We start from the raw sequence: 20,309 nt of genomic DNA on the forward strand, positions 1-20,309 counted from the left end.
GTATTTTGTTCCATTTTTTTGAGAGGCAATAGTGAACCTATATCATACCGGTTTGTAGGTCCTCTCTAAAACCATCGTTCATACTGTGTCACTCACTTTCTATCGCTATATCCCCTTATTTAATAATAGAACCCTCCTCACTGCCAATGCGCTAATCTAATTCATCCATTCAGTAATTCTATCCCTTTTTCCATAAAAAAGAGGCTGGGACAAAACCAGCCTGTAAGTAATAAAAAACTGGTTCCAAGCGATTGAAAATTGCTTGGAACCAGTTTTTTTGAAATCATTTCCATTTCCTAAACTAGATTTTCCGTTTTTGGCGGTATACTTTCTCAAGTTTACCGCCATAAGCGCAAATCCTAATTCATTTATCACTTTCTCTTTGCCTCGAACAGACATTCGAGTGAAACCCAAATTAGCCTTCAGAAATCCGAAGACTGGCTCCACATCAATTTTACGTTTCCCGTAAATTTCACCAGTTTTCTCGTCTGAAAGCTTCTCCCTGACATATTCTTTTTGAGATTCCCACTTTTCATTGAGGTATACTTTTCGATTGTTTCCCTCTTTCGCCTTTGTACACATGGATCGTAAAGGACATCCGGAACAATCTTCGCATTCATATACCTTGAACTCTCGGGTAAACCCATACTTATCTGTTCGATGAGATACGTGACTAAATATCACTTTCTTTCCATTTGGGCACGTGAATGCATCGTCATCTTCGTTGTACTCCCAATTGTCTACATGAAAAGCGTTACTTTTGTGTTTCCTTTTCTTTTCCTTTCGATACTGGTTATATGTAATTAGAGGTGTTCGATTTCTATTTCTCATAATATCTTCATAGTTTTGTTCACTACCATATCCTGCATCCGCCACGATGTATTTAGGTAGTTCTAAAAAGTTTTCTTCGATCGTATTCAAAAAGGGAATCAATGTACGAGTGTCGGTTGGATTTGGAAATACGTCATAAGCGAGTGCATATTGACCCTCTGTCGCAACTTGGACGTTATACCCTGCCTTCAGTTGTCCGTTTTTCATATAGTCATCTTTCATCCGCATAAAAGTGGCATCTTGATCTGTTTTGGAGTAACTATTGCGGTCTCCAAAAATCTCCATATCCTTTTGGTAATTTTGTTTACGCACAATAAAATCTTCAAATTGCTTACGATATTGTTTTGGTGCTTTTCGCTCGGAACGTAGTTGTTTCCGCTCTCCACCAACGTCGCTCGCTTCAATTTTCTTATCGTATGCTTCAATCTTCTCACTTAGCTTTTCCACAATTTCTTTCATTTCTTCAACCGAAAGCTCTTCGAAATCATCTCGTTCTATTTCAGGAATGATTCGCTTCTCGATTAACTCATCGTACATTTGATTGGACTTTTCAATTAGTTTTTCACTATAATTTTCAACCGACTTCCGCCATACAAATGTGAATTTATTCGCATTGGCTTCAATCTTTGTACCATCAATAAAAATAGCCTCTTCTTCAATTATTTCTTCCTTTACCAACTGAGATCGAAACTGTACAAAGCACTCACGTAATAATCCTTTGGCTAATGGGTGCACACGAAAGCGATTAATCGTTCTGTAACTTGGTTGATGTTCCTGGGATAACCACATCATCCGTACACTATCTTCTAATAAGGCTTCAATCTTCCTGCCCGAAAAGGCAGACTGCGTGTAACCACAAAGGATAATCTTCAACATCATCCGCGACGCATATGGCGGGCGACCAGTATCTTTTCTAAGTGGTTCAAGGGCACTTTCTGGAATACTTTCTACTAGATCATTAATGGCAAAGGCAATATCATTTTCTTTTAATTTAACTTCCAAATCCATAGGTAATACAACTTGTTTCATGTTATAATACGACATAAGGACACCTCCGAAAAAAGTTATTGGTCGTACTTTAATTTTATCAGATGGTGTCCTTTTTGTTTACTTTAATATCAGAAAATTGCGTGCAAAAAATAATAAGCATGGTCCTTACCATTAAAACGTTGGTAAGGACCATGCTTATATTAATTTACTGGGGTTTTGTCCCAGCCTCTTGTGATACCTTCCGTTCTATTTCTTTCTTCCTTAATTCTACCCGTCTAATCTTCCCAGAGATAGTTTTGGGCAATTCTTTTATAAACTCTATTTCCCTAGGGTATTTATAAGGTGCGGTTAATGATTTGACATGCTCTTGTAATTCCTTCGTTAATTGACCTGGTTCTTCTTGAACATTTGGTTTTAGAACAACGAAGGCTTTTACAATACTTCCTCGTACCGCATCCGGACTTGCTACAACAGCACATTCTTGGACATGTGGGTGTTTCACTAGAGCATCTTCCACCTCGAATGGTCCGATTGTGTAACCTGAGCTAATGATGATATCGTCACTACGACCTTCAAACCAGAAATATCCGTCCTCGTCTTTTCTGGCTTGATCTCCTGTTATATAAAAATCCCCGCGTCGGGAAGCATTAGTACGTTCTGCATCTTTATAGTACGCTTTAAACAAAGCAGGACTGTTTAAACGAACAGCGATATCACCAACTACATTCACTCCAACTGGTTCACCAAATTCATCTATAATTTCTACATCATTCCCAGGTGTTGGTTTACCCATGGAACCTGGTTTAACCTCCATGTTTTTCATGACACCTAGTAATAATGTGTTTTCTGTTTGTCCGTAGCCATCCCTAACGGTCACATTGAAGTAGGTACGGAATGTATTAATCACTTCCACATTTAATGGTTCACCAGCAGAAACAGCACTATGAAGATGTGTTAGCTGATATCTACTTAAATCATCAACCTTAGCCATTAGGCGATACTCTGTTGGTGTGCAACAGAGGACATTAATCTTATTTTCTTCTAATAAGCTTAAATATTTTTCTGCGTTAAATCTTCCATTATAAATAAAGCCTGTAGCCCCCATACCTAGAACCGATAAGAATGGACTCCATATCCACTTTTGCCAGCCAGGTCCTGCTGTAGCCCAGACCTTATCTCCAGCTTTTACACATAGCCAATTTTCTGGAGCTGTTTTAAGGTGAGCAAATCCCCAGCCATGGGTATGCACAACGCCTTTAGGGTTGCCAGTAGTACCAGATGTATAAGAGATAAAAGCCGTGTCATCTCTTGTTGTAGCTGCCACTTCTAACCAAGGCGATGAATCCTCCATCAGCCCATCGAGAAAATACCAATTATCGACTGGTCTGCCGACTGCAAACTTTATAAGAGAGTCATATTCATGAAGATCTTTATATTGCTCGGTAAAAGTATGATAACTTACCACACCATTTACTTCTCCGTGGCTTATCCGGTATTGTAAATCATTCGTTGTTAGCATTTCGGAACTAGGAACAACTATAATGCCAGCCTTTAAGGCCGCTAAATAAACCTCATAAGCTTCAATTCTACGTGGAATCATGACGAGAAGCTTATCACCTTTTTTTAATTCACTTTCCAGGAAAACGTTTCCAATTTTATTCACGTTTTTCATGAGTTGACCATATGTAATTTCCCGTTTTCTACCTTCTTCGTCTTCCCAAATTAACGCTTTTCTGTTTTCGTGCTGCACATGCTTCTCCATTTCCATCACTATGTTATAGTCCATAGGAGCAATTAGATCCTCTCGCTTCACCTCATCAACTCCCTTAGCTTATTTCCAATTATTATAACAAAAATTTTGAAATGTTAAAATATAATTTAAGTGAAAAAAAGCTGGGACAATACTATTACACATAGGATATACCGAACATTAAAGTTAGCGCATCAAACCCGCCCCGGAAATATACTTGCGGTTGCTTCCAGTACAGGGGCGACACCTGCTCGAGAAAACCTCGCAGTGTCTTCTTTACACTTCATCACAGCATAAGTGCGACATCTGCTCGAAAAGACCTCGCAGTGTCTTCTTTACACTTCATCACAGCATAAGTGCGACATCTGCTCGAAAAGACCTCGCAGTGTCTTCTTTACCGTCGGGCGGCTGGTGAGCCTCCTAAGAGCTAACGCTCCCCTGGGGTCTCACCGATGCCTTTCCTCCCACAGGAGTCTCCGTATATTTCCGGGGCTAATGTGGTGATGGTTCGTTTGTTATTACCTTTGTTTTAGTTTTGTCCCAGCCTTACTATACCTCTAAAAAGAAAAATAGTGGGAAAAGTCACCCGTCGATGACCTTACCCACTAATCTTAGTATGTTTCAATAACCGTAAATCGGCTCTGATACTTTATCTTTCATTACCAATTCGTCTAGACTTTTAAACGTGTATCCATCTTTCTTTAAGTCTTGGATAATTTTCTCTAACGCTTGTGCATTATCCTCTGATACGGCATGAAGGAGAATAATAGCTCCTGGATGAACTTGCTCCATCACTTGATCATAAGCATATTGCCAACCTTTTTGGGCTTTTGTATCCCAATCGATTATTGCTAGCGACCAGAATACATGAATATAACCCAAGTCGTTTGCCCATTCCAATGTCTGTTGATTAAACATCCCTTTAGGTGGACGGACATATTTTATGTCATCTTGTTTAGATATTTTTGCAACCGCCTCTTCCAAGGTTTCCAGTTCCCGCTTCATAACTTCCTTCGTTAATATCGTAAAATCTGGATGATGATAGGAGTGATTTCCTACTATATGTCCTTCATCTACCATTCGCTTAATTAAATCAGGGGCACTACTAACATAATGTCCCGTCACAAAAAACGTAGCAGGTACCTTTTCTTTTTTTAATACATCTAATATTTCATCGGTAAATCCCTGCTCATAGCCGTTATCAAAGGTTAAGTAAAGTGTTTTATCACCAGAATCATCAACATAATAACTACCATAGTCTTTTAATATTTGATGATACTTTCCTATATCTGGCCTCTCATGATTCTTGTTTTTCTTATAACCCCAACCATAAGCTTCTGCCTCATCTACATTCATATAAAAAAAGGCAAGAAAAAATATGATGGTAGATGCTAATACGAAATGCCCTTTATGCATGATACCCCACCTATTTTTTTCTTACCTTTTGCTAAATCAGTTCTTTTTATTCACTTATAATCTATTTACCTACATCTTCGTTTATAAGAACAATGATGCTGCCCACCCAAAGATGAATAGTGGAATATTAAAGTGAATAAATGTAGGAACACATGTATCCCAAATGTGATTGTGCTTTCCGTCTGCATTTAATCCTGATGTTGGCCCAAGTGTACTATCAGATGCAGGAGAGCCAGCATCACCAAGTGCACCAGCTGTTCCTATTAGTGCTGCTGTTGCCAGTGGCGAAAAACCAGCCGCTAAACATATTGGAACAAATAATGCAGCTACAATTGGAATCGTTCCGAACGATGATCCAATACCCATCGTAATCACTAATCCGACTACTAATAAGACAAACGAAATGATTGCCTTATTATCTCCTAGAAATCCAGAGGATGCTTCAACTAGGGCATCCACTGCACCCGTCTCTTTTATAACATTGGCAAACCCGGATGCTACAAGCATTACGAATGCGATGGAGCTCATCATACTGACACCATCTGCCACGATTTTATCACTTTTAGAAAATGGAACAACAAAGAATAATACCATTAATAGTAGACCTGTTAATGCACCTAGAATTAGATTTCCAGTAATGATTTGGACTACTAGAGCACCAAGGATTGCTATAATCGTTAGTACATGCTTTATATTAAAGCTAACTTCTTCTAAATCTTGGTTGACAAAAGCAGCTGTCCCTGCGACATCCGATTTAGGCTCTTTATCTTTACGATATGTGATGAAAATAGCAATGAATAAACCAACTACCATTCCTAAAGCGGGGATAATCATTGATTTTGCAACTTCTCCCATTGTAATAGTTGCACCACTTTGTACCATGCCATCATAGATTGTACGGTGGAAAATAAGGCCAAATCCTGCGGGAATCAGAATATAAGGAGCCTTTAAACCAAATGTTAATGCTACTGCCACCCCACGACGATCAACCCGCATCTTATCAAATAGTTTCAATAGTGGTGGGATTAAAATTGGGATAAACGCGATATGCACCGGTACAGCATTTTGTGATAAAGAAGCAACACCTGCTATAGCTAGTAGGAGCATCGTTTTCTTGCCGGTTAATATCTTGATTAAATAGTTAACTAATATAGTTGTAATACCTGTGTAGCTAATAGCTACTGCAAAAGCTCCTAGTAATATATAACTTAACGCTGTATTTGCTTGCTCACCCATTCCATTTACAAGCATCTCAATTGCTTCTATAACATTCAATCCTGCCATTAATCCTGCAGCAACAGCTGCAATGATAACAGAGATTATTACGTTAACCCTTAATAAGCTTAATAATGTCATTACTAATACGGATACAATGACTACCCATTCCATATTGTCTTCCCCCTTAACTCTCTCGCTTCATTACTTTAACATGATAAAGCATTGAAGCGTTTTAGTCAACTTATTATTTTCACCAAAATCTGGAATTCTATACAAATTAACTAAAAAAGCTCTGAAACCATTATAGAATCAGAACTTTTAGAAGGGGATTATTTTAATTCAAATGAAAAAGATACATGATCTTGGATTGGTATCCACGCACCGATACCTTGCTTTGTCACATTTTTAATAACGAGTGATTTCTTCGTTCCTTTTAGTTCAATATAAACTTCTCCAAATGTTACTTTCCCTTTTTCATTTACCGCAGGTGCAAAAGCATGTAAGTAGCCGTATTTATCTGGAGGAACACCATAGGAATTCGTTTTTTTCGTTCCTGCGCCAATGGTAGTAGTATAAGAAAGTGGTAATTTAGTCTTTTGTTTAGATGTCATAATCATCATTTGTTTCACATCATTAGGGTTGTTAATCTTATTTGTTAAAGCACCCTTTACTTCTTTTTGGGCTTGTTGATTAAAACTTAGCTTTTGATTATCTGTTCCACCCATATTATTAAGCTCGTTAACGTTAATCTTTTGATACTCCCAATTTATATTGGTATCATCCGATTCGTAGTGTAGAGGCCATCGTCCAAGAAACACCATTCCTCGATAGCCAATACCAATTGGAGATGGGTTAATGGTGGATTCATTCAACATTTTGATTAAGTTTGGGTTACTAATTTTCACATCGGTACTATCCATTAATTCTTGTGTGAGTTTACTTGGCTCAATAACTTCCTCATCTTCATTGGAATTAGGATAGGTATTTTCTTTTGCAATATCTAAGACATGACTAGGAATTTCATAGTCATTCTTCTCTTTCTCTCCTTTCTCTTTAGCTAGGACGATAATTGGAGAGTATATTGCAAGTAAAAATATGATTAATGCTATAATATAATTGTTTTTCATCATGCCCATTCCTCTCTTTTTGCCTTAGTTTTTTCGTGTGCTTGCAATTTTATACATACATGTCATCTATAGGGGGGAACAAAAAATGATATTAGATCGTTTTCGCTTTTGGATTTTAATTTTGCTTGTGATGATTTCTGGTTTATCACAAGGAATGCTTATGCCACTACTGGCGATAATTTTAGAACAGGGCGCTGTAAGTTCTTCTGTCAATGGCTTACATGCTACAGGATTATACATTGGGGTTTTACTAGCTTCTCCTTTCATGGAAAAACCAATGAAGAAATTTGGATTTAAACCGATTATCTTAATTGGTGGTTTATTGGTTATTGTTTCTTTATTATTATTCCCTTTGTGGGAAGCGCTATGGTTCTGGTTTATCTTGAGAGTAGCAATTGGTATTGGTGATAATATGCTCCACTTTGGGACACAAACATGGATTACCACAACAGCAGACAAACATACCAGGGGAAGAAGCATTTCACTTTATGGAATGTCCTTTGGATTAGGATTTGCGATTGGCCCATTATTTACCAGGCTATTAGAGGTGAATGAAGCACTACCGTTTATTGCATCTGCACTATTAAGTACTATCGTATGGTCCCTAATGTTATTTGTTCGTAATGGACTGCCAAGTAGCGAAGCACCTAGTGTAGAAACAACGAAAGACAGCTCACTTAAGCGATTCATTCAGACAACGAAAATCGCATGGATTGCTTTATTACCGCCGCTTGCTTATGGGTTCTTGGAGGCAACCCTTCACGCTACCTTTCCTATTTACGGCCTTCGGATTGGTCATGATGTGGACATGCTTTCGTTGATTATTCCTTGCTTTGCTGGTGGAAGTCTAATTTCTCAACTACCTCTCGGAATACTAAGTGATCGAATTGGAAGAAGAAAAATCCTGTTAATCATCCTAACACTTGGTCTATTCTGTTTTATCGGTGCGGCTTTATTCGAGGCATCTGTTATGGCATTATTTATTCTATTTACATTGGCGGGAATCTTTGTTGGTTCACTATACTCATTAGGAATATCTTATATGACGGATTTACTCCCACAGTCATTATTACCAGCGGGAAACCTGTTATGTAGTATCGCATTTAGTATTGGAAGCTTAGGTGGACCCTATTTAGGTGGTATATTTATTGATATATTCCCTCATGTATCGTTCTTCTATGTTATTGCAGCTGTTTTAGCACTCATTGTAGGTGCAATGTTAATGAAGCGAAATAGTGCCATTATGGTTAGTAATTAATTTTCATTACGGGTGAATGAATGAACAAAAATACACTCCCCTCAGGCAAAACAGTTTATCTGTCTGCCCGAGGGGAGTGTTTTATTTACATCTAATGTGCTCTTAATTTATCGCTCGATTTGCTTTAATATCCACATACTTGCCATACCTTGCTTCTAATCTATCTTGTAAATAAGATATAGCAATTCCAATCGGCCAATAGACGAAAGCAACCATAATATACATGGTCATCGCATCAAAGGTACGTCCAGCGACTATTTGTGATTTTTGGAATAGCTCTGGCACCGTAATAATAGCGGCCAGTGAAGTTCCTAACATCACACTTAAAAATACATTAGCTAAAGGTGGAATGGCGATACGAATGGCTTGCGGCAAGATAATTAATCGCATTGCCTTCCAATACGGTATGTTTAATGCCTTAGCCGCTTCCCATTGTCCTTTATCCACACTAGATAGTGCTGCTCGATAGATTTCTGCAATATATCCGGCACTATTTAACCCAAACGCAATCGATGCAGCAACAAAGGCGGTTAATTTGATTCCCATGATCGGTAACCCATAATAGATCAAGAATAGAAACACGATAATTGGTGTGCTTCGCATAAACGAAATATATATCCTTGATGGCCAACGAAGGATAAAATTTGTTGAACTTCTTGCTAGTGAAATAAAAAATCCTAATATCAGACCAATACCCATTCCGATTAAAGCAAGTGAAATGGTCATTGGTACCCCTTCTAACAAAAACGGCAAGCTATCCCATGCAAGCTTTGGATCAAATAATTTATCTAATTGAACTCTATCAATTTCAAACATTTCATCACCTATTATTCGATTCCTTCGATTTCAATAACTTCCTCTTCCGTCTCTTTCGATACATCTAGCCCACCAAAGAATTCTTCTGAAATCTTCGTTAATGTACCATCCTCTTTCATCTCAGCAATAACTTCATTTACCTTATCTAATAATACCGTTGCTTCCTTTTCCATTACGACATTATTTGTTGTTGGATGGAAACGAAGGTCAGGATGTAAGGTAATATTAAATTCTGGAAATGCTTGAATGGCTAAAGCTTGAAGATAGTAATCGTTAATTACTACGTCTGTACGCCCGTTATGAACGTCACGTAAATACGCATCATTCGTTACGTTTCCATAAGTGATTACTTCTGCACCATATTTTCTAGCGATATCACTATATACTGTAGTTGCTGCTCCGCCAGCTTTTTTACCTTCTAAGTCTTCCAATGTTTGAATGCCAGATAGATCATCGGCACGAACAATCATTGTCGAAAATGAATATTTAATCGGTTCTGAGAAAGCGAATTTTTCACGACTTGCTTCTCTTGGTCCTGCTTGAATAATATCTACACGACCACTTTGCAATGCAGATAACATTGCATCAAAAGCCATCGTTTCAAATTTAATATCCACACCTAGACGCTTGGCGATCTCTCGAGAAACCTCTACATCATACCCCGTTAGTTCATCAGATCCTTCAGGATAATACGAAGCCGGATACAATGTTCCCGCAGTTCCAACTACAATCTCGCCAGATTCTTGGATATGCTCCCAGATGGCATCCTCTACTTGATCATTTTCTTTTCCTCCACACGCTGCGAGAAGAAATACTATGCTTAATACAATTAACACAAGGTAAATTTTCTTCACCTTAAAGCCCCCTTTGGTCTGTTATATTTTAATAATCTTTTTGATTATAACAGATATTATTGTAAGCGTTCAAATTATTTAAATTAGGAAATAAACTGTTATGGTCTTTTCAACACATTTAGCAGTAACACATATTCTGAGGATCTTTATAATAGGAGGGATATGACGGAATGGAGATCCGATATAATGCAACGAACCAACCCACAAATTGGTTAAAAAAGCAGTACCTCATCTTGAGTTTATTGCGGCTTTGTTCAGTGGCTTTATTATCCTTTTCATTTGGTTATTAGAGAGCCAATTATTCTATAATTGGTTCGTCCTATTTATCTCAATGCTTTTGCTATTGGTCGGTATGCAAAGGCAAAAGAGGGAATTACAGAAACCATCCAAAATAAAGAGCTTAATAATGAAGCATGAGGACTAACTAGTAGTCCCCATGCTTCATTTTGCTTATGGTTGCATTCAGTATTCCACCAATAATGACAATAAAGGCAGATAAATAAAACCATATCATTAATGTTATAACTGCTCCCAAACTTCCATAAGTCGTGGAGTAATTTCCAAGATTGGAAACATAATAGGAAAATGCGTAGGATGACAGCTGCCAGGCTATCGTAGCAAATAGTGCTCCCCAAAAAGCATCTCGAAAATATACCTTTATATTCGGCGCAAACTTATATAAAAAGAGAAACACAATAAAGAATACGACTGACGTTACAACCCAACGCAGCATTTCCCAAACCGTAAGAAAGTCCTCTGATAATCCAAAGAAAGAAAATAAATAGACTCCAATCATTCGACCAAGAACTGGTAACAGAATAGCAATTACAATAACACCGATCATTGCGATTGTAAGAACAATCGCAATTAATCTTGAGATAAGGAAAAACCGATCTTCTTCCACCTCGTAGGAACGGTTAAATACACGCATAATGGCATTGATTCCGTTCGAAGCAACCCATAATGTACCAATAATCCCAATCGATAATAAGTGTCCATTTTGTTGTGAAACAAGCTGTTCCACATTTGTCTCGATTAATTGCATGGAATCTGGTGGTGCTACAGAGGATAATATCCTAATCAAAACGCTAGTATCGATTGGAAGGTAACCTACTAATGTTATAAGAACAACGAGTAAAGGAAATAAGGATAAAAGAAAAAAATAAGCTAATTGTGCGGCTAGACCAAATGCTTCTACTTCTAGAATTCGTCCAATTAGCTTTTTTATAAAGGTTATCGTTTGATCCAAGCTTTAACCTCCCACATTAGAAAAGAACAGGGGTCAGCTATGTCCCCGATTCATACTTATCTGTATTCAAATAGTATTTAACCTTCTATTTGTTTAGGTTTGGAGGTTACTTTGACTAATGTATTTTCTACTTGTTCTAATGCATTAACTGCGTTTTCAGCCTGATATGCGAAGCTCTCACTAAATTCTTCCATTGCTACTTTCGCATTATGAACCGATAGAGCTGGATTTCTCATGATATCGACAGATTTATCTTTTACATTGGCTAATTTATGCTTTGCATAATTCCTTGTATCCCAATCGAAAAGTGCTACAATGCCACCTATAGCCGCACCAATAGCAATACTTGAAATCAGTCTTTTTTTACCCAATTGATATCTCTCCTTTTTTATATGTTGTGTTTCTTCTGTATATACGAAAGTAAATGGGTACACCCCTCTGAAACCAATTCATATGTGTAATCAAAATTTCCCGTATAATATGGATCTGGAACCTCTCGTTCTTTTGGCTCCGTCACGAAATCCATTAACTTAGCAACGACAACATGTTCAGTTTTAGAATTAATTTTTTGCAAATCATTTATATTTTGGTCATCCATCGCAATAATATAATTAAAATCATGCCAATCTTTTTCAGATACTTGTCTCGCTTTCATCCCAGCATAAGAAATATTCTGCTCATCTAGTATTTTTCTAGTCCCAGCATGGGGAGCTTTACCAATATGCCAACTGCCTATACCACCTGAATCAACACTAATCTGTTCTGATAATCCTTTCTTCTCTACTAAATGACGAAACACTGCCTCAGCCATTGGAGAGCGACATATATTACCAAGACATACAAATAAAACTTTAATCATATTGACGTATCCACCTTTCGTATCTATTATAATCAATATCGCCATAAGTTTTAAGTGATATGATAGAGGAAACTCGTAATAATCATTGAATGTTCTAAATATTATATCTATAATAAATAAGAAAAGGAGGGGTCATATGGAAGAAATAATTAGTAGTATTAATGACTTTGTCTGGGGACCACCAACATTAATTCTTATTGTGGGAACTGGTATTTACCTAACATTGCGTCTTGGATTTCTACAGTTTCGCACACTTCCCTATGCCTTACGTCTAGCGTTTAGCCCAAGTAAACAGGATAAAAAATCAAAAGGTGATATTAGCCATTTTCAAGCCTTAACAACAGCTATGGCAGCAACCATTGGTACTGGAAATATCGTTGGCGTAGCAACGGCTGTTGTTTTAGGAGGTCCTGGTGCTGTGTTTTGGATGTGGCTTACAGCATTTTTTGGTATGGCAACAAAATATGCTGAAGCTATACTGGCGGTTAAATATCGAGTCGAAAACAGTAAAGGTGAAATGTCTGGGGGACCGATGTACTACTTAGAAAGAGGTTTAAATGCGAAGTGGCTTGGCGTTCTTTTTGCCATTTTCGGTGCTTGTGCAGCATTTGGTATCGGAAATATGGTTCAGTCTAACTCAGTTTCTGATGCATTAAGCAGTTCTTTTAATGTACCGACTTGGGTTACTGGGCTAACCCTAACCGTATTAGCTGGCCTCGTCATCATTGGTGGAATTAAGAGTATCGGAAAGGTAACGGCTTTCTTTGTTCCTATTATGGCTTTATTCTATGTACTTGGTGGACTTGCTATAATTGTGTTTAACTTTGATTTGGTACCAGCGGCAATTAGCCTAATTTTCACGGATGCATTTACAGCGAGTGCTGTAGGCGGTGGCTTGCTTGGTTCGGTTATTCGCTATGGTGTAGCTCGTGGAGTATTCTCCAATGAAGCCGGTCTAGGTTCTGCACCAATTGCGGCTGCGGCTGCTAGAACAGACTACCCAGGTAGGCAAGCTCTAGTATCCATGACACAAGTATTTATTGACACGATTATCGTATGTTCCATTACTGGAATTACCATTGTAATGGCAGATCTTGCCGGTAGTGGCTTATCTGGAGGCCCTCTAACCCAAGCATCCTTCACAGCGTTCTTAGGTGACTGGGGTGGCTATATTGTCACCATTGGCATTGTATTATTTGCCTTTTCCACAATGGTTGGATGGTCATACTATGGTGAGAAATGTATTGCCTATTTATTCAATGATCGTGCTGTTCCGATTTACCGTATCATATTTGTATTAGCTATTTTCTGGGGTGCAGTTCAATCGTTGGATCTAGTTTGGAATATTTCGGACACGATGAATGCCCTAATGGCAATTCCAAACTTAATTGGGTTATTAGGACTATCTGGTGTGGTCGTTTATGAAACGAAGAGGTTCCTAGAGGTTGCGAGAAAAGAGAAGGAACAAGAACGAGCTTAATGTTTAAAAGGACAATTCCCTTATTAAAGGGTTCATTGTCCTTTTTATTTTCTAAAATATATTTGTTAATCCTCTAATAAATACCCTAACATCCGTAATGCCTCACAGGCTTGATCTAACTGTTCTTCTCTCTCCGCTTCAATCTCGTGTAGATGTACACCTTCTGTAAGCCTAGAAAGTAACGATGCCCCTGTATGCTTTAATTCCTCTAAAAAAGCATCCGCTTCCTTACGATTTTTAATCATTAAGGAGCCTGTTATATCACCGTATATTGGGTGTTCCACCATTACATTTCTTACGGTAACTCCATGATCTACTAATGTGTAAAGCTCCTCAGCTGTTTGTTCTGCTGTATGCTTCACAACGATGACACGAGTTGCTCGTTCGTTCTCATGATTATCACGTAAATAAACATAACCTCTAGCGGTAGCCATAATCGGCTCACCTGTTGCTTTTAAAAGAGATATATCTTGTACAATGACTTGACGGCTTACATTGGAACGCTCTGATAGCTCTTTCCCTGTAATAGGCTCACGCTCGTCCTTTAACCAAGTTAAAATTAAATTTCTTCTTTTTTCCCCTAGAATTTTTTTCGCTTCTCCCGTCATTGGTACAACCTCCGCATACTTTTTCACTTATTATACACACTAACGTTACACGATTTTCTCTTATTATACCTTACCTATTCGTAACAGACTAATATGTCATTTTTAAATTATGATTGATTTTTTACATTACATGTGTAAATATATGTGTAAAGACACCTGTAAAGTTTTGATTGAATCTATTAAATTATGAAATGAAGGAGCATACAAATGAAACGTATTTGGGGAATCATCATCATTATAACCATTCTCTCAGCTTATATTATTCCGTACACCGTGCTATCGGATGTTCAATCTTGGACCGGTAGCTTTTTGTTCTGGGGTATAACAGGCGTTGTTATTATTATTGCAAACATCATGCTGACAAGGGATTGGAGTGAATAGAATTGAATACTAGTTTTGTCATTTGGGGAATTATTATCTATATTATCATCGCATCCACGATTGCATTATTATCTAGAAAGGGAAATATCCCTGGAATGTCAGGTTACTTTATTGGGAATCGTAAAATGAATGGTATACTATCCGCACTTAGTTATAGTGCTACGACTTACAGTGCCTTTATGATGGTTGGACTAGCTGGGCTTACTTATCAGGGTGGGGTCGGTGCACTTGGTTTTGAAATAATTTACTTTATAGGTGTTTCGCTAATTTTAATCTTTGGACCGAGATTCTGGTTAGCTGGAAAGAAAAATGGGTATCTAACACCATCGGAAATGATTGGGGATCGGTATCAAAGTAAGTCCGCTGCAATAGTGATTGCACTCATGAGTTGTCTATTCCTAATTCCATATAGCGCCGTACAATTGGCCGGTGTTGGATATTTATTACAAGGGATGACAGGTGGCTCGATTTCTTTTTCTACCGGGGTTATCATCGCTATCGTGCTCGCTCTGTTCTTCTCTTATGCTGCTGGGATTCGTTCAGTAGTTTGGACCGACTCCCTTCAAGCAATATTTATGATTATTACATCTACCATTGTGGTAATCTTAATCGTCAATTCGCTTGGCGGATTTGGACAGTTTTTCGATAATTTACAAACAACACAACCAGAAATGTTAGCTGTACCAGGAAATGGCTATTTTAACATTTTAACTTTCTTGGGATTAACCATACCATGGTTTTTCTTTAGTATTTCAAATCCACAGGTTAGCCAACGTCTTTTCATGCCAAATTCCTTCAAAGGCTTAAGACAAATGTTAATTGGATTTCTTGTATTCGGATTAATCTATACTTTTGTATCGGTAATGTGGGGATTTTCAGCGTTACAGCTTTTCCCAGACTTAGAAAAGGCAGACCTAGCAACTCCTAGTCTGTTATCATCTGATGCCGTTCCACCACTATTAGGTGTAATCGTAATGGTTGGAATTTTAGCTGCAGCGGTATCCACCATTGATTCTATCATGCTTACCCTATCTTCTATGTTTGCTCGAGATGTCTATGGGAACATGAAAAGTCGTCCAGACGATCGAAAGCAATTAAAAGTCGGTAAAATTATTATTCCTGTAATCGCTATATTAGCCTATGCTTTTGCAGAACTGGAGTTAGATTTAATCGCCGTCTTGTCTGTTGCTGCTTCATCTGGGTTAATCGTTGGTGTTCCAGCTATTGTCGGAACATTTTTCTGGAAGCGTGGAACTTCCTTAGGAGTTATCGTTAGTGTAATCGTAACAGCGCTTTTAGTACTTTATCTAGAAGCTACTGGTACGAAACCGCTTGGCCTAGGTTCCGGAATATGGGGGCTAATTATTTCATCTGCACTATTTATTGGTGTCAGCTTAGTAACAAGACCACCAGAAGCAAAAGCACATGAGTTTGTTAATTTGATGAGGGAATATCGAAAAACAAAGAAAGTATAGAATAAAAGTTATTAACAACAAGAGACTGTGACCCATCACGGTCTCTTTTAGCCATTATTTCAACTACTCACCACCTAATCCGCAACTGGTGTAATGCAGCTTTCATCATTATTTTTCGCAGTATTAACATAGTTCGACACATTATAAGCTTTAAGTTCTTCGGGTTCTAAATGAAAGATGAACTCTCTAGCTTCTAATGGGGACATTTCTTCTGGTGCAATCCACTGATTTTCTTTGCTCTTTGGTAGAATAATTGGCATACGATCATGTATATCCTTCATAAATGGATTCGCTTCACGCGTTAGGATTGTACAGGTAAATAAACGTTTATCATGTTGGGACCATTTATCCCATAGCCCTGCGAATGCAAATAGCTTACGATTTGCTAACTGAATGCGTTTTGCTTGTTTTCCATTCTCTGTCTTCTTCCACTCATAGAAGCTATCCGCTATAATTATGCACCGTTTGCGGGACAGTAGCTTCTTAAAGCTAGGCTTTTCATGGGCCGACTCACTTCTAGCATTAATCATGTTATACCCTATTTTCTCATCCTTTGCCCAGGACGGCACTAGTCCCCAACGTAGATAACCTGCACGTTTTTGCTTACCATCATGAATAATAGCAAGCACATTTTGCCCTGGTGCAATATTATAACTTGGATGGTAATTTACAATCTCATGCTCTAGCTCGAACTCCTCCAATATCTCCAGTTCATCTGCTAAAAGTGTGTACCTTCCACACATATAAAGCCCCCCTTTGAACAAGTTAAAAAATACTTAAATCCCATTGAGATGCAATATGTTTTAAAAGCTTCATCCCCGCAATACTATTTCCTCTGCTTTCTAGGGCAGGTCCGTAAACACCGATTCCGCATCCTTCAATAAAAGGTAATTCAGAACTTCTTACGCGGGGTGGTGCTAAGGCAACAATCCCTCCTGATACACCACTTTTCGCGGGAATACCAACATAGGTAGCAAATTTTCCAGAGGCATCGTACATCCCACAAGTAAGCATTAATGCTTTCGTAATTCTAGCTATTTGACGTGGGATAACTTCTTCGTCATTGTTAGGATCTTCTCCATCATTTGCTAAAATTAACCCAATTCGCGCTAAATCTTCAACCGTTGCTTCAATGGAACATTGTTGAAAATATGTCTCTAATGTTACTTCTAGGTCCGATTCCAAAAATCCTGTTTCCAACAAATAATATCCTATTGCTCGGTTTCGTGCCGATGTCTCATGTTCCGATTGATAAACCTCCTGATTAACCATAGGACGATAACCAATCATTCGTTCAAGTAATGCAAGTATTGGCTCGAGCTTTTCCTTAGGTGTATCCCCTTTAAGCATCGATGTTACGGTTATTGCACCGGCATTGACGAAAGGATTAAACGGCTTATTCGGACTTTTCATTTCCAAATGCATAATGGAGTTAAACGCCTGTCCTGTCGGTTCGACATCTACCCTGTCTAATACATAGCTAACCCCTTTTTCCATGCAAGCTGCTATAAAACTAATTACTTTTGAAATACTTTGTATCGTAAAGGATATATCAACATCACCTGAGCAAATCTTCAGGCCGTTTTTTCCATGGATTGCTATGCCAAGATGGCAAGGATTTGCATTGGCTAAGATAGGAATATAAGATGCAACTTCCCCTTCTTTCGTAGCTTTACGGTAAAACGTTACCCAATCATCTACATAATTCTGCAACCACTTTTCATCTAACTGTGTATTCCAATTAACAGTACCCTGAACCATTTGTTTCACCTCAAATTAACAAAATAAGTTACTACCCCTAGTATGTAACGTTATCGATTAGATATTGAGAATTTTCTTGCCATGAAAGGATAAATTTATCGCAAATAACCATTTGTGAAGGTAAAAAAACAGTGTGGCATTCACAACCACACTGTCGAGATAATTTTCTATACTATTGAGTAGTAATGGCAACTTTTACTTCCTTTTCTCTTTCCGCTTTATATGGCAAAGCACTTTCAACTATGTGTTGTAAATGTTCTGCCAGATCAGCACTTTTCAGGGATGCATATTCTTCTGGAAAGATTGCATCATGGATGGTCATCGTAATCGAAGAACCCTGTACACGACCATTTCCTTCCTCAAGCATCTTATAGGTGCCATTAATTGTCACAGGGACAATTGGAACATTTGCCTTTGTCGCAAGTCGTAAACTACCTGGTTTAAACTCATTTAGTTTATTCCCTCTACTCCTAGTTCCCTCTGGAAAAATAACGAGGGAGTGACCATTTTTCAAGTTTTCGATTCCTTGATTAATTGCCTTCATGGATTGCCGTCGATCTTCCCGATCGATAAATACACAGTTTAACAAACCCATCCATGTTCTAATAATTGGTAGCTTGTTAATTTCTTTCTTCGCAATAAAGCCTATAGGTTTATCTAAATGCCCTAAAAAAGCTAAAATATCAAACAACCCTTGGTGATTTGCTACATACAAAACAGGGCCATCAGGGATTTTTTCACTACCAGTTAACAAAACATTCGTGCCTGTAGCCTTAATGACTTTTTGTGAAACTGTTTTAGGCGTATGAAATATTTCTTCTCGAATCTCTTCCGTACTTGTTTTTCGGTATAATTTTTTTGCCTTTTGTAAATTAAAAAGACTGCCTATAACTAAGATAATTGCATAGGTATAGATTCGTATAGAAAATAACATCATATGATTCCTCCTATTTATACATGTTTTATTATACGTTGAAACCGTCTATGTTCAAGTAATATAAATGTAACAGTTACCCTTAGAAGTTATCCAATAAAAGGTGTATGCTATAACTAAGCAATTATTAATAAAAAGGAGTGAATCAAATGAAAACCGAAAAAGAAAAAATGTTACTCGGGGAATTGTATCTTGCTGGAGATCCAGAACTAGTAAAGGAAAGGATACATGCAAGAAGTTTAACAAGATTGTATAACGAAACATTAGAAACAGATAATGAAAAACGTAAAACATTATTAAAGGAATTATTCGGTTCAACAGGTAACAATATTTACATAGAACCAACCTTCAAATGTGACTATGGATATAATATTCATGTTGGTGAGAATTTCTATGCTAATTTTGATTGTGTGTTTTTAGATGTATGTGAGATTCGAATCGGAGATAATTGTTTCGTTGCGCCGGGGGTTCATATTTATACCGCAACCCACCCTTTAAATGCCCAGGAGCGCATCTCAGGAGCAGAATTTGGTAAGCCCGTTAGGATTGGTCATAACGTTTGGATTGGTGGAAGATCTGTAATTAATCCAGGGGTTACAATCGGTAATAATGTCGTCGTTGCATCGGGGTCTGTGGTAACGAAGGATGTACCTGACAATGTTGTCGTAGGTGGCAACCCGGCAAGGATAATTAAAGAGATTGTGCAATAGGTAAAAAGCTAGGTGCGTAGACGATGCGTACCTTCCTTTTTATTTCGTCCTATTCTTCGGTCAGACGCTGTTCTATTTTTTCGTTGAGTTCATGGTTACTCTCTGTAAACAGCTCATAAGAAGGAAAATCCGGGTGATTTTGAAGATCAATTATGATTAAAGTAACCATTTCCAACTGTTTTTCAAATTCTTCTACTTCTTTAGCTGATACAGAATCTTCCGCCGCTTCATGTAATAATTGTCCGATGTCATAGAGCATTTCGCCAATTATATATAATTCATTTTGCAGGTTCATAAATCGAAATGAACTATTTAATATTTGCTCACGGTAATTATTTAGTAGCTTTTTTCCGTCTTCTGTTTTAGTAGCTTCTTCCATATTAGTGTTATTAATTCGGCTAACTAGCCTGCGAGTATCTGTTACCAATCTTTCGTAATAAGAAGCGATTTCACTTTTATACACTCTCGTATCTTGATACAATTGTCCAGTAAACTGAAGCAATATTAAACTAAATATGGCTAAAACAACAATAGCAATGTTCTTTTTCATTGTTTGACCTCTCTTTCTTATCCTTCCCTCCTTCATTTTAAC

General features: G+C 37.8%; 20 protein-coding genes. 5 read left to right on the top strand and 15 right to left on the bottom strand.

Annotated features, from left to right (window positions below):
- Positions 1–156 precede the first annotated feature (156 nt).
- The 5 genes from MKY78_RS05465 to MKY78_RS05485 all read right to left on the bottom strand — a co-directional run bounded on the left by MKY78_RS05465 (position 157) and on the right by MKY78_RS05485 (position 7,332).
- Entirely contained in the window at positions 157–1,875 is a 1,719-nt protein-coding gene (locus tag MKY78_RS05465; RefSeq protein ID WP_339216809.1) for an IS1182 family transposase, read from the bottom strand.
- 151 nt (positions 1,876–2,026) lie between these two features.
- Positions 2,027–3,634, bottom strand: a complete 1,608-nt coding sequence (locus tag MKY78_RS05470) for an acyl--CoA ligase (protein ID WP_339216811.1) — start codon at positions 3,632–3,634, stop codon at positions 2,027–2,029.
- Positions 3,635–4,192: 558 nt separating this feature from the next.
- Complete coding sequence (pdaA, locus tag MKY78_RS05475) at positions 4,193–4,987, bottom strand: delta-lactam-biosynthetic de-N-acetylase (protein WP_186868868.1); 795 nt, start codon at positions 4,985–4,987, stop codon at positions 4,193–4,195.
- 81 nt (positions 4,988–5,068) lie between these two features.
- A complete protein-coding gene (locus MKY78_RS05480) occupies positions 5,069–6,376 on the bottom strand; it encodes a Na+/H+ antiporter NhaC family protein (RefSeq protein WP_186868869.1) in 1,308 nt (435 codons plus the stop codon).
- Between the two features lie 158 nt (positions 6,377–6,534).
- Positions 6,535–7,332, bottom strand: coding sequence for a YfkD family protein (locus MKY78_RS05485; RefSeq protein WP_339217839.1), 798 nt, complete (start codon positions 7,330–7,332; stop codon positions 6,535–6,537).
- An 85-nt stretch (positions 7,333–7,417) separates the two neighbouring features.
- Between MKY78_RS05485 and MKY78_RS05490 the strand changes: the two genes are divergently transcribed.
- Complete coding sequence (locus tag MKY78_RS05490; RefSeq protein ID WP_339216814.1) at positions 7,418–8,590, top strand: MFS transporter; 1,173 nt, start codon at positions 7,418–7,420, stop codon at positions 8,588–8,590.
- 102 nt (positions 8,591–8,692) lie between these two features.
- On the opposite strand, the gene MKY78_RS05495 is transcribed toward MKY78_RS05490, so the two are convergent.
- The 5 genes from MKY78_RS05495 to MKY78_RS05515 all read right to left on the bottom strand — a co-directional run bounded on the left by MKY78_RS05495 (position 8,693) and on the right by MKY78_RS05515 (position 12,368).
- Entirely contained in the window at positions 8,693–9,406 is a 714-nt protein-coding gene (locus MKY78_RS05495) for an amino acid ABC transporter permease (protein ID WP_339216815.1), read from the bottom strand.
- A gap of 11 nt (positions 9,407–9,417) precedes the next feature.
- The gene (locus tag MKY78_RS05500) at positions 9,418–10,260 is read right to left on the bottom strand and encodes a transporter substrate-binding domain-containing protein (protein WP_339216817.1); all 843 of its coding nucleotides are present in this window, start codon (positions 10,258–10,260) and stop codon (positions 9,418–9,420) included.
- A gap of 424 nt (positions 10,261–10,684) precedes the next feature.
- Positions 10,685–11,509 carry a YihY/virulence factor BrkB family protein gene (locus tag MKY78_RS05505; protein WP_339216819.1) on the bottom strand — a complete coding sequence of 275 codons (825 nt, stop codon included), beginning with the start codon at positions 11,507–11,509 and terminating at the stop codon, positions 10,685–10,687.
- Positions 11,510–11,586: 77 nt separating this feature from the next.
- The gene (locus tag MKY78_RS05510; protein ID WP_339216821.1) at positions 11,587–11,880 is read right to left on the bottom strand and encodes a YtxH domain-containing protein; all 294 of its coding nucleotides are present in this window, start codon (positions 11,878–11,880) and stop codon (positions 11,587–11,589) included.
- Between the two features lie 17 nt (positions 11,881–11,897).
- Positions 11,898–12,368, bottom strand: a complete 471-nt coding sequence (locus MKY78_RS05515; protein ID WP_339216823.1) for a low molecular weight protein-tyrosine-phosphatase — start codon at positions 12,366–12,368, stop codon at positions 11,898–11,900.
- A 136-nt stretch (positions 12,369–12,504) separates the two neighbouring features.
- Here MKY78_RS05515 and MKY78_RS05520 point away from each other — a divergent pair, with 136 nt between their 5' ends.
- Positions 12,505–13,848: a sodium:alanine symporter family protein gene (locus MKY78_RS05520; RefSeq protein WP_339216825.1), complete on the top strand. Its 1,344-nt coding sequence runs from the start codon at positions 12,505–12,507 to the stop codon at positions 13,846–13,848.
- Positions 13,849–13,913: 65 nt separating this feature from the next.
- On the opposite strand, the gene MKY78_RS05525 is transcribed toward MKY78_RS05520, so the two are convergent.
- Positions 13,914–14,456 (bottom strand): transcription repressor NadR, encoded by a 543-nt coding sequence (locus tag MKY78_RS05525; RefSeq protein WP_339217840.1) that lies wholly within the window; start codon positions 14,454–14,456, stop codon positions 13,914–13,916.
- Between the two features lie 207 nt (positions 14,457–14,663).
- Between MKY78_RS05525 and MKY78_RS05530 the strand changes: the two genes are divergently transcribed.
- Positions 14,664–14,837, top strand: a complete 174-nt coding sequence (locus tag MKY78_RS05530) for a hypothetical protein (RefSeq protein WP_339216827.1) — start codon at positions 14,664–14,666, stop codon at positions 14,835–14,837.
- Between the two features lie 2 nt (positions 14,838–14,839).
- Entirely contained in the window at positions 14,840–16,312 is a 1,473-nt protein-coding gene (locus tag MKY78_RS05535) for a sodium:solute symporter family protein (RefSeq protein WP_339216829.1), read from the top strand.
- A gap of 74 nt (positions 16,313–16,386) precedes the next feature.
- On the opposite strand, the gene MKY78_RS05540 is transcribed toward MKY78_RS05535, so the two are convergent.
- The 3 genes from MKY78_RS05540 to MKY78_RS05550 all read right to left on the bottom strand — a co-directional run bounded on the left by MKY78_RS05540 (position 16,387) and on the right by MKY78_RS05550 (position 19,010).
- Positions 16,387–17,055, bottom strand: coding sequence for an SOS response-associated peptidase (locus tag MKY78_RS05540; RefSeq protein ID WP_339216831.1), 669 nt, complete (start codon positions 17,053–17,055; stop codon positions 16,387–16,389).
- A gap of 22 nt (positions 17,056–17,077) precedes the next feature.
- Positions 17,078–18,073 carry a glutaminase gene (locus MKY78_RS05545; protein ID WP_339216833.1) on the bottom strand — a complete coding sequence of 332 codons (996 nt, stop codon included), beginning with the start codon at positions 18,071–18,073 and terminating at the stop codon, positions 17,078–17,080.
- A gap of 172 nt (positions 18,074–18,245) precedes the next feature.
- The gene (locus MKY78_RS05550; RefSeq protein WP_339216834.1) at positions 18,246–19,010 is read right to left on the bottom strand and encodes a lysophospholipid acyltransferase family protein; all 765 of its coding nucleotides are present in this window, start codon (positions 19,008–19,010) and stop codon (positions 18,246–18,248) included.
- Positions 19,011–19,156: 146 nt separating this feature from the next.
- On the opposite strand from MKY78_RS05550, the gene MKY78_RS05555 reads away from it, so the two are divergent.
- Positions 19,157–19,717, top strand: coding sequence for a maltose acetyltransferase domain-containing protein (locus tag MKY78_RS05555; protein ID WP_339216836.1), 561 nt, complete (start codon positions 19,157–19,159; stop codon positions 19,715–19,717).
- 49 nt (positions 19,718–19,766) lie between these two features.
- Here the strand turns inward: MKY78_RS05555 and MKY78_RS05560 are convergent, their stop codons facing one another.
- Positions 19,767–20,267: a hypothetical protein gene (locus MKY78_RS05560; RefSeq protein ID WP_339216837.1), complete on the bottom strand. Its 501-nt coding sequence runs from the start codon at positions 20,265–20,267 to the stop codon at positions 19,767–19,769.
- Positions 20,268–20,309 lie beyond the last annotated feature (42 nt).

This window comes from Ornithinibacillus sp. FSL M8-0202, assembly GCF_037975285.1.
GTDB classification, from domain to species: Bacteria; Bacillota; Bacilli; order Bacillales; family Amphibacillaceae; genus Ornithinibacillus; species Ornithinibacillus massiliensis.

Coding starts and splice junctions, on each gene's coding strand:
- MKY78_RS05465 (WP_339216809.1), bottom strand. CDS start 1,875: ATGTCGTATTATAACATGAAACAAGTTGTATTACCTATGGATTTGGAA.
- pdaA (WP_186868868.1), bottom strand. CDS start 4,987: ATGCATAAAGGGCATTTCGTATTAGCATCTACCATCATATTTTTTCTT.
- MKY78_RS05480 (WP_186868869.1), bottom strand. CDS start 6,376: ATGGAATGGGTAGTCATTGTATCCGTATTAGTAATGACATTATTAAGC.
- MKY78_RS05485 (WP_339217839.1), bottom strand. CDS start 7,332: ATGAAAAACAATTATATTATAGCATTAATCATATTTTTACTTGCAATA.
- MKY78_RS05490 (WP_339216814.1), top strand. CDS start 7,418: ATGATATTAGATCGTTTTCGCTTTTGGATTTTAATTTTGCTTGTGATG.
- MKY78_RS05495 (WP_339216815.1), bottom strand. CDS start 9,406: ATGTTTGAAATTGATAGAGTTCAATTAGATAAATTATTTGATCCAAAG.
- MKY78_RS05515 (WP_339216823.1), bottom strand. CDS start 12,368: ATGATTAAAGTTTTATTTGTATGTCTTGGTAATATATGTCGCTCTCCA.
- MKY78_RS05520 (WP_339216825.1), top strand. CDS start 12,505: ATGGAAGAAATAATTAGTAGTATTAATGACTTTGTCTGGGGACCACCA.
- MKY78_RS05525 (WP_339217840.1), bottom strand. CDS start 14,456: ATGACGGGAGAAGCGAAAAAAATTCTAGGGGAAAAAAGAAGAAATTTA.
- MKY78_RS05530 (WP_339216827.1), top strand. CDS start 14,664: ATGAAACGTATTTGGGGAATCATCATCATTATAACCATTCTCTCAGCT.
- MKY78_RS05540 (WP_339216831.1), bottom strand. CDS start 17,055: ATGTGTGGAAGGTACACACTTTTAGCAGATGAACTGGAGATATTGGAG.
- MKY78_RS05545 (WP_339216833.1), bottom strand. CDS start 18,073: ATGGTTCAGGGTACTGTTAATTGGAATACACAGTTAGATGAAAAGTGG.
- MKY78_RS05550 (WP_339216834.1), bottom strand. CDS start 19,010: ATGATGTTATTTTCTATACGAATCTATACCTATGCAATTATCTTAGTT.
- MKY78_RS05555 (WP_339216836.1), top strand. CDS start 19,157: ATGAAAACCGAAAAAGAAAAAATGTTACTCGGGGAATTGTATCTTGCT.
- MKY78_RS05560 (WP_339216837.1), bottom strand. CDS start 20,267: ATGAAAAAGAACATTGCTATTGTTGTTTTAGCCATATTTAGTTTAATA.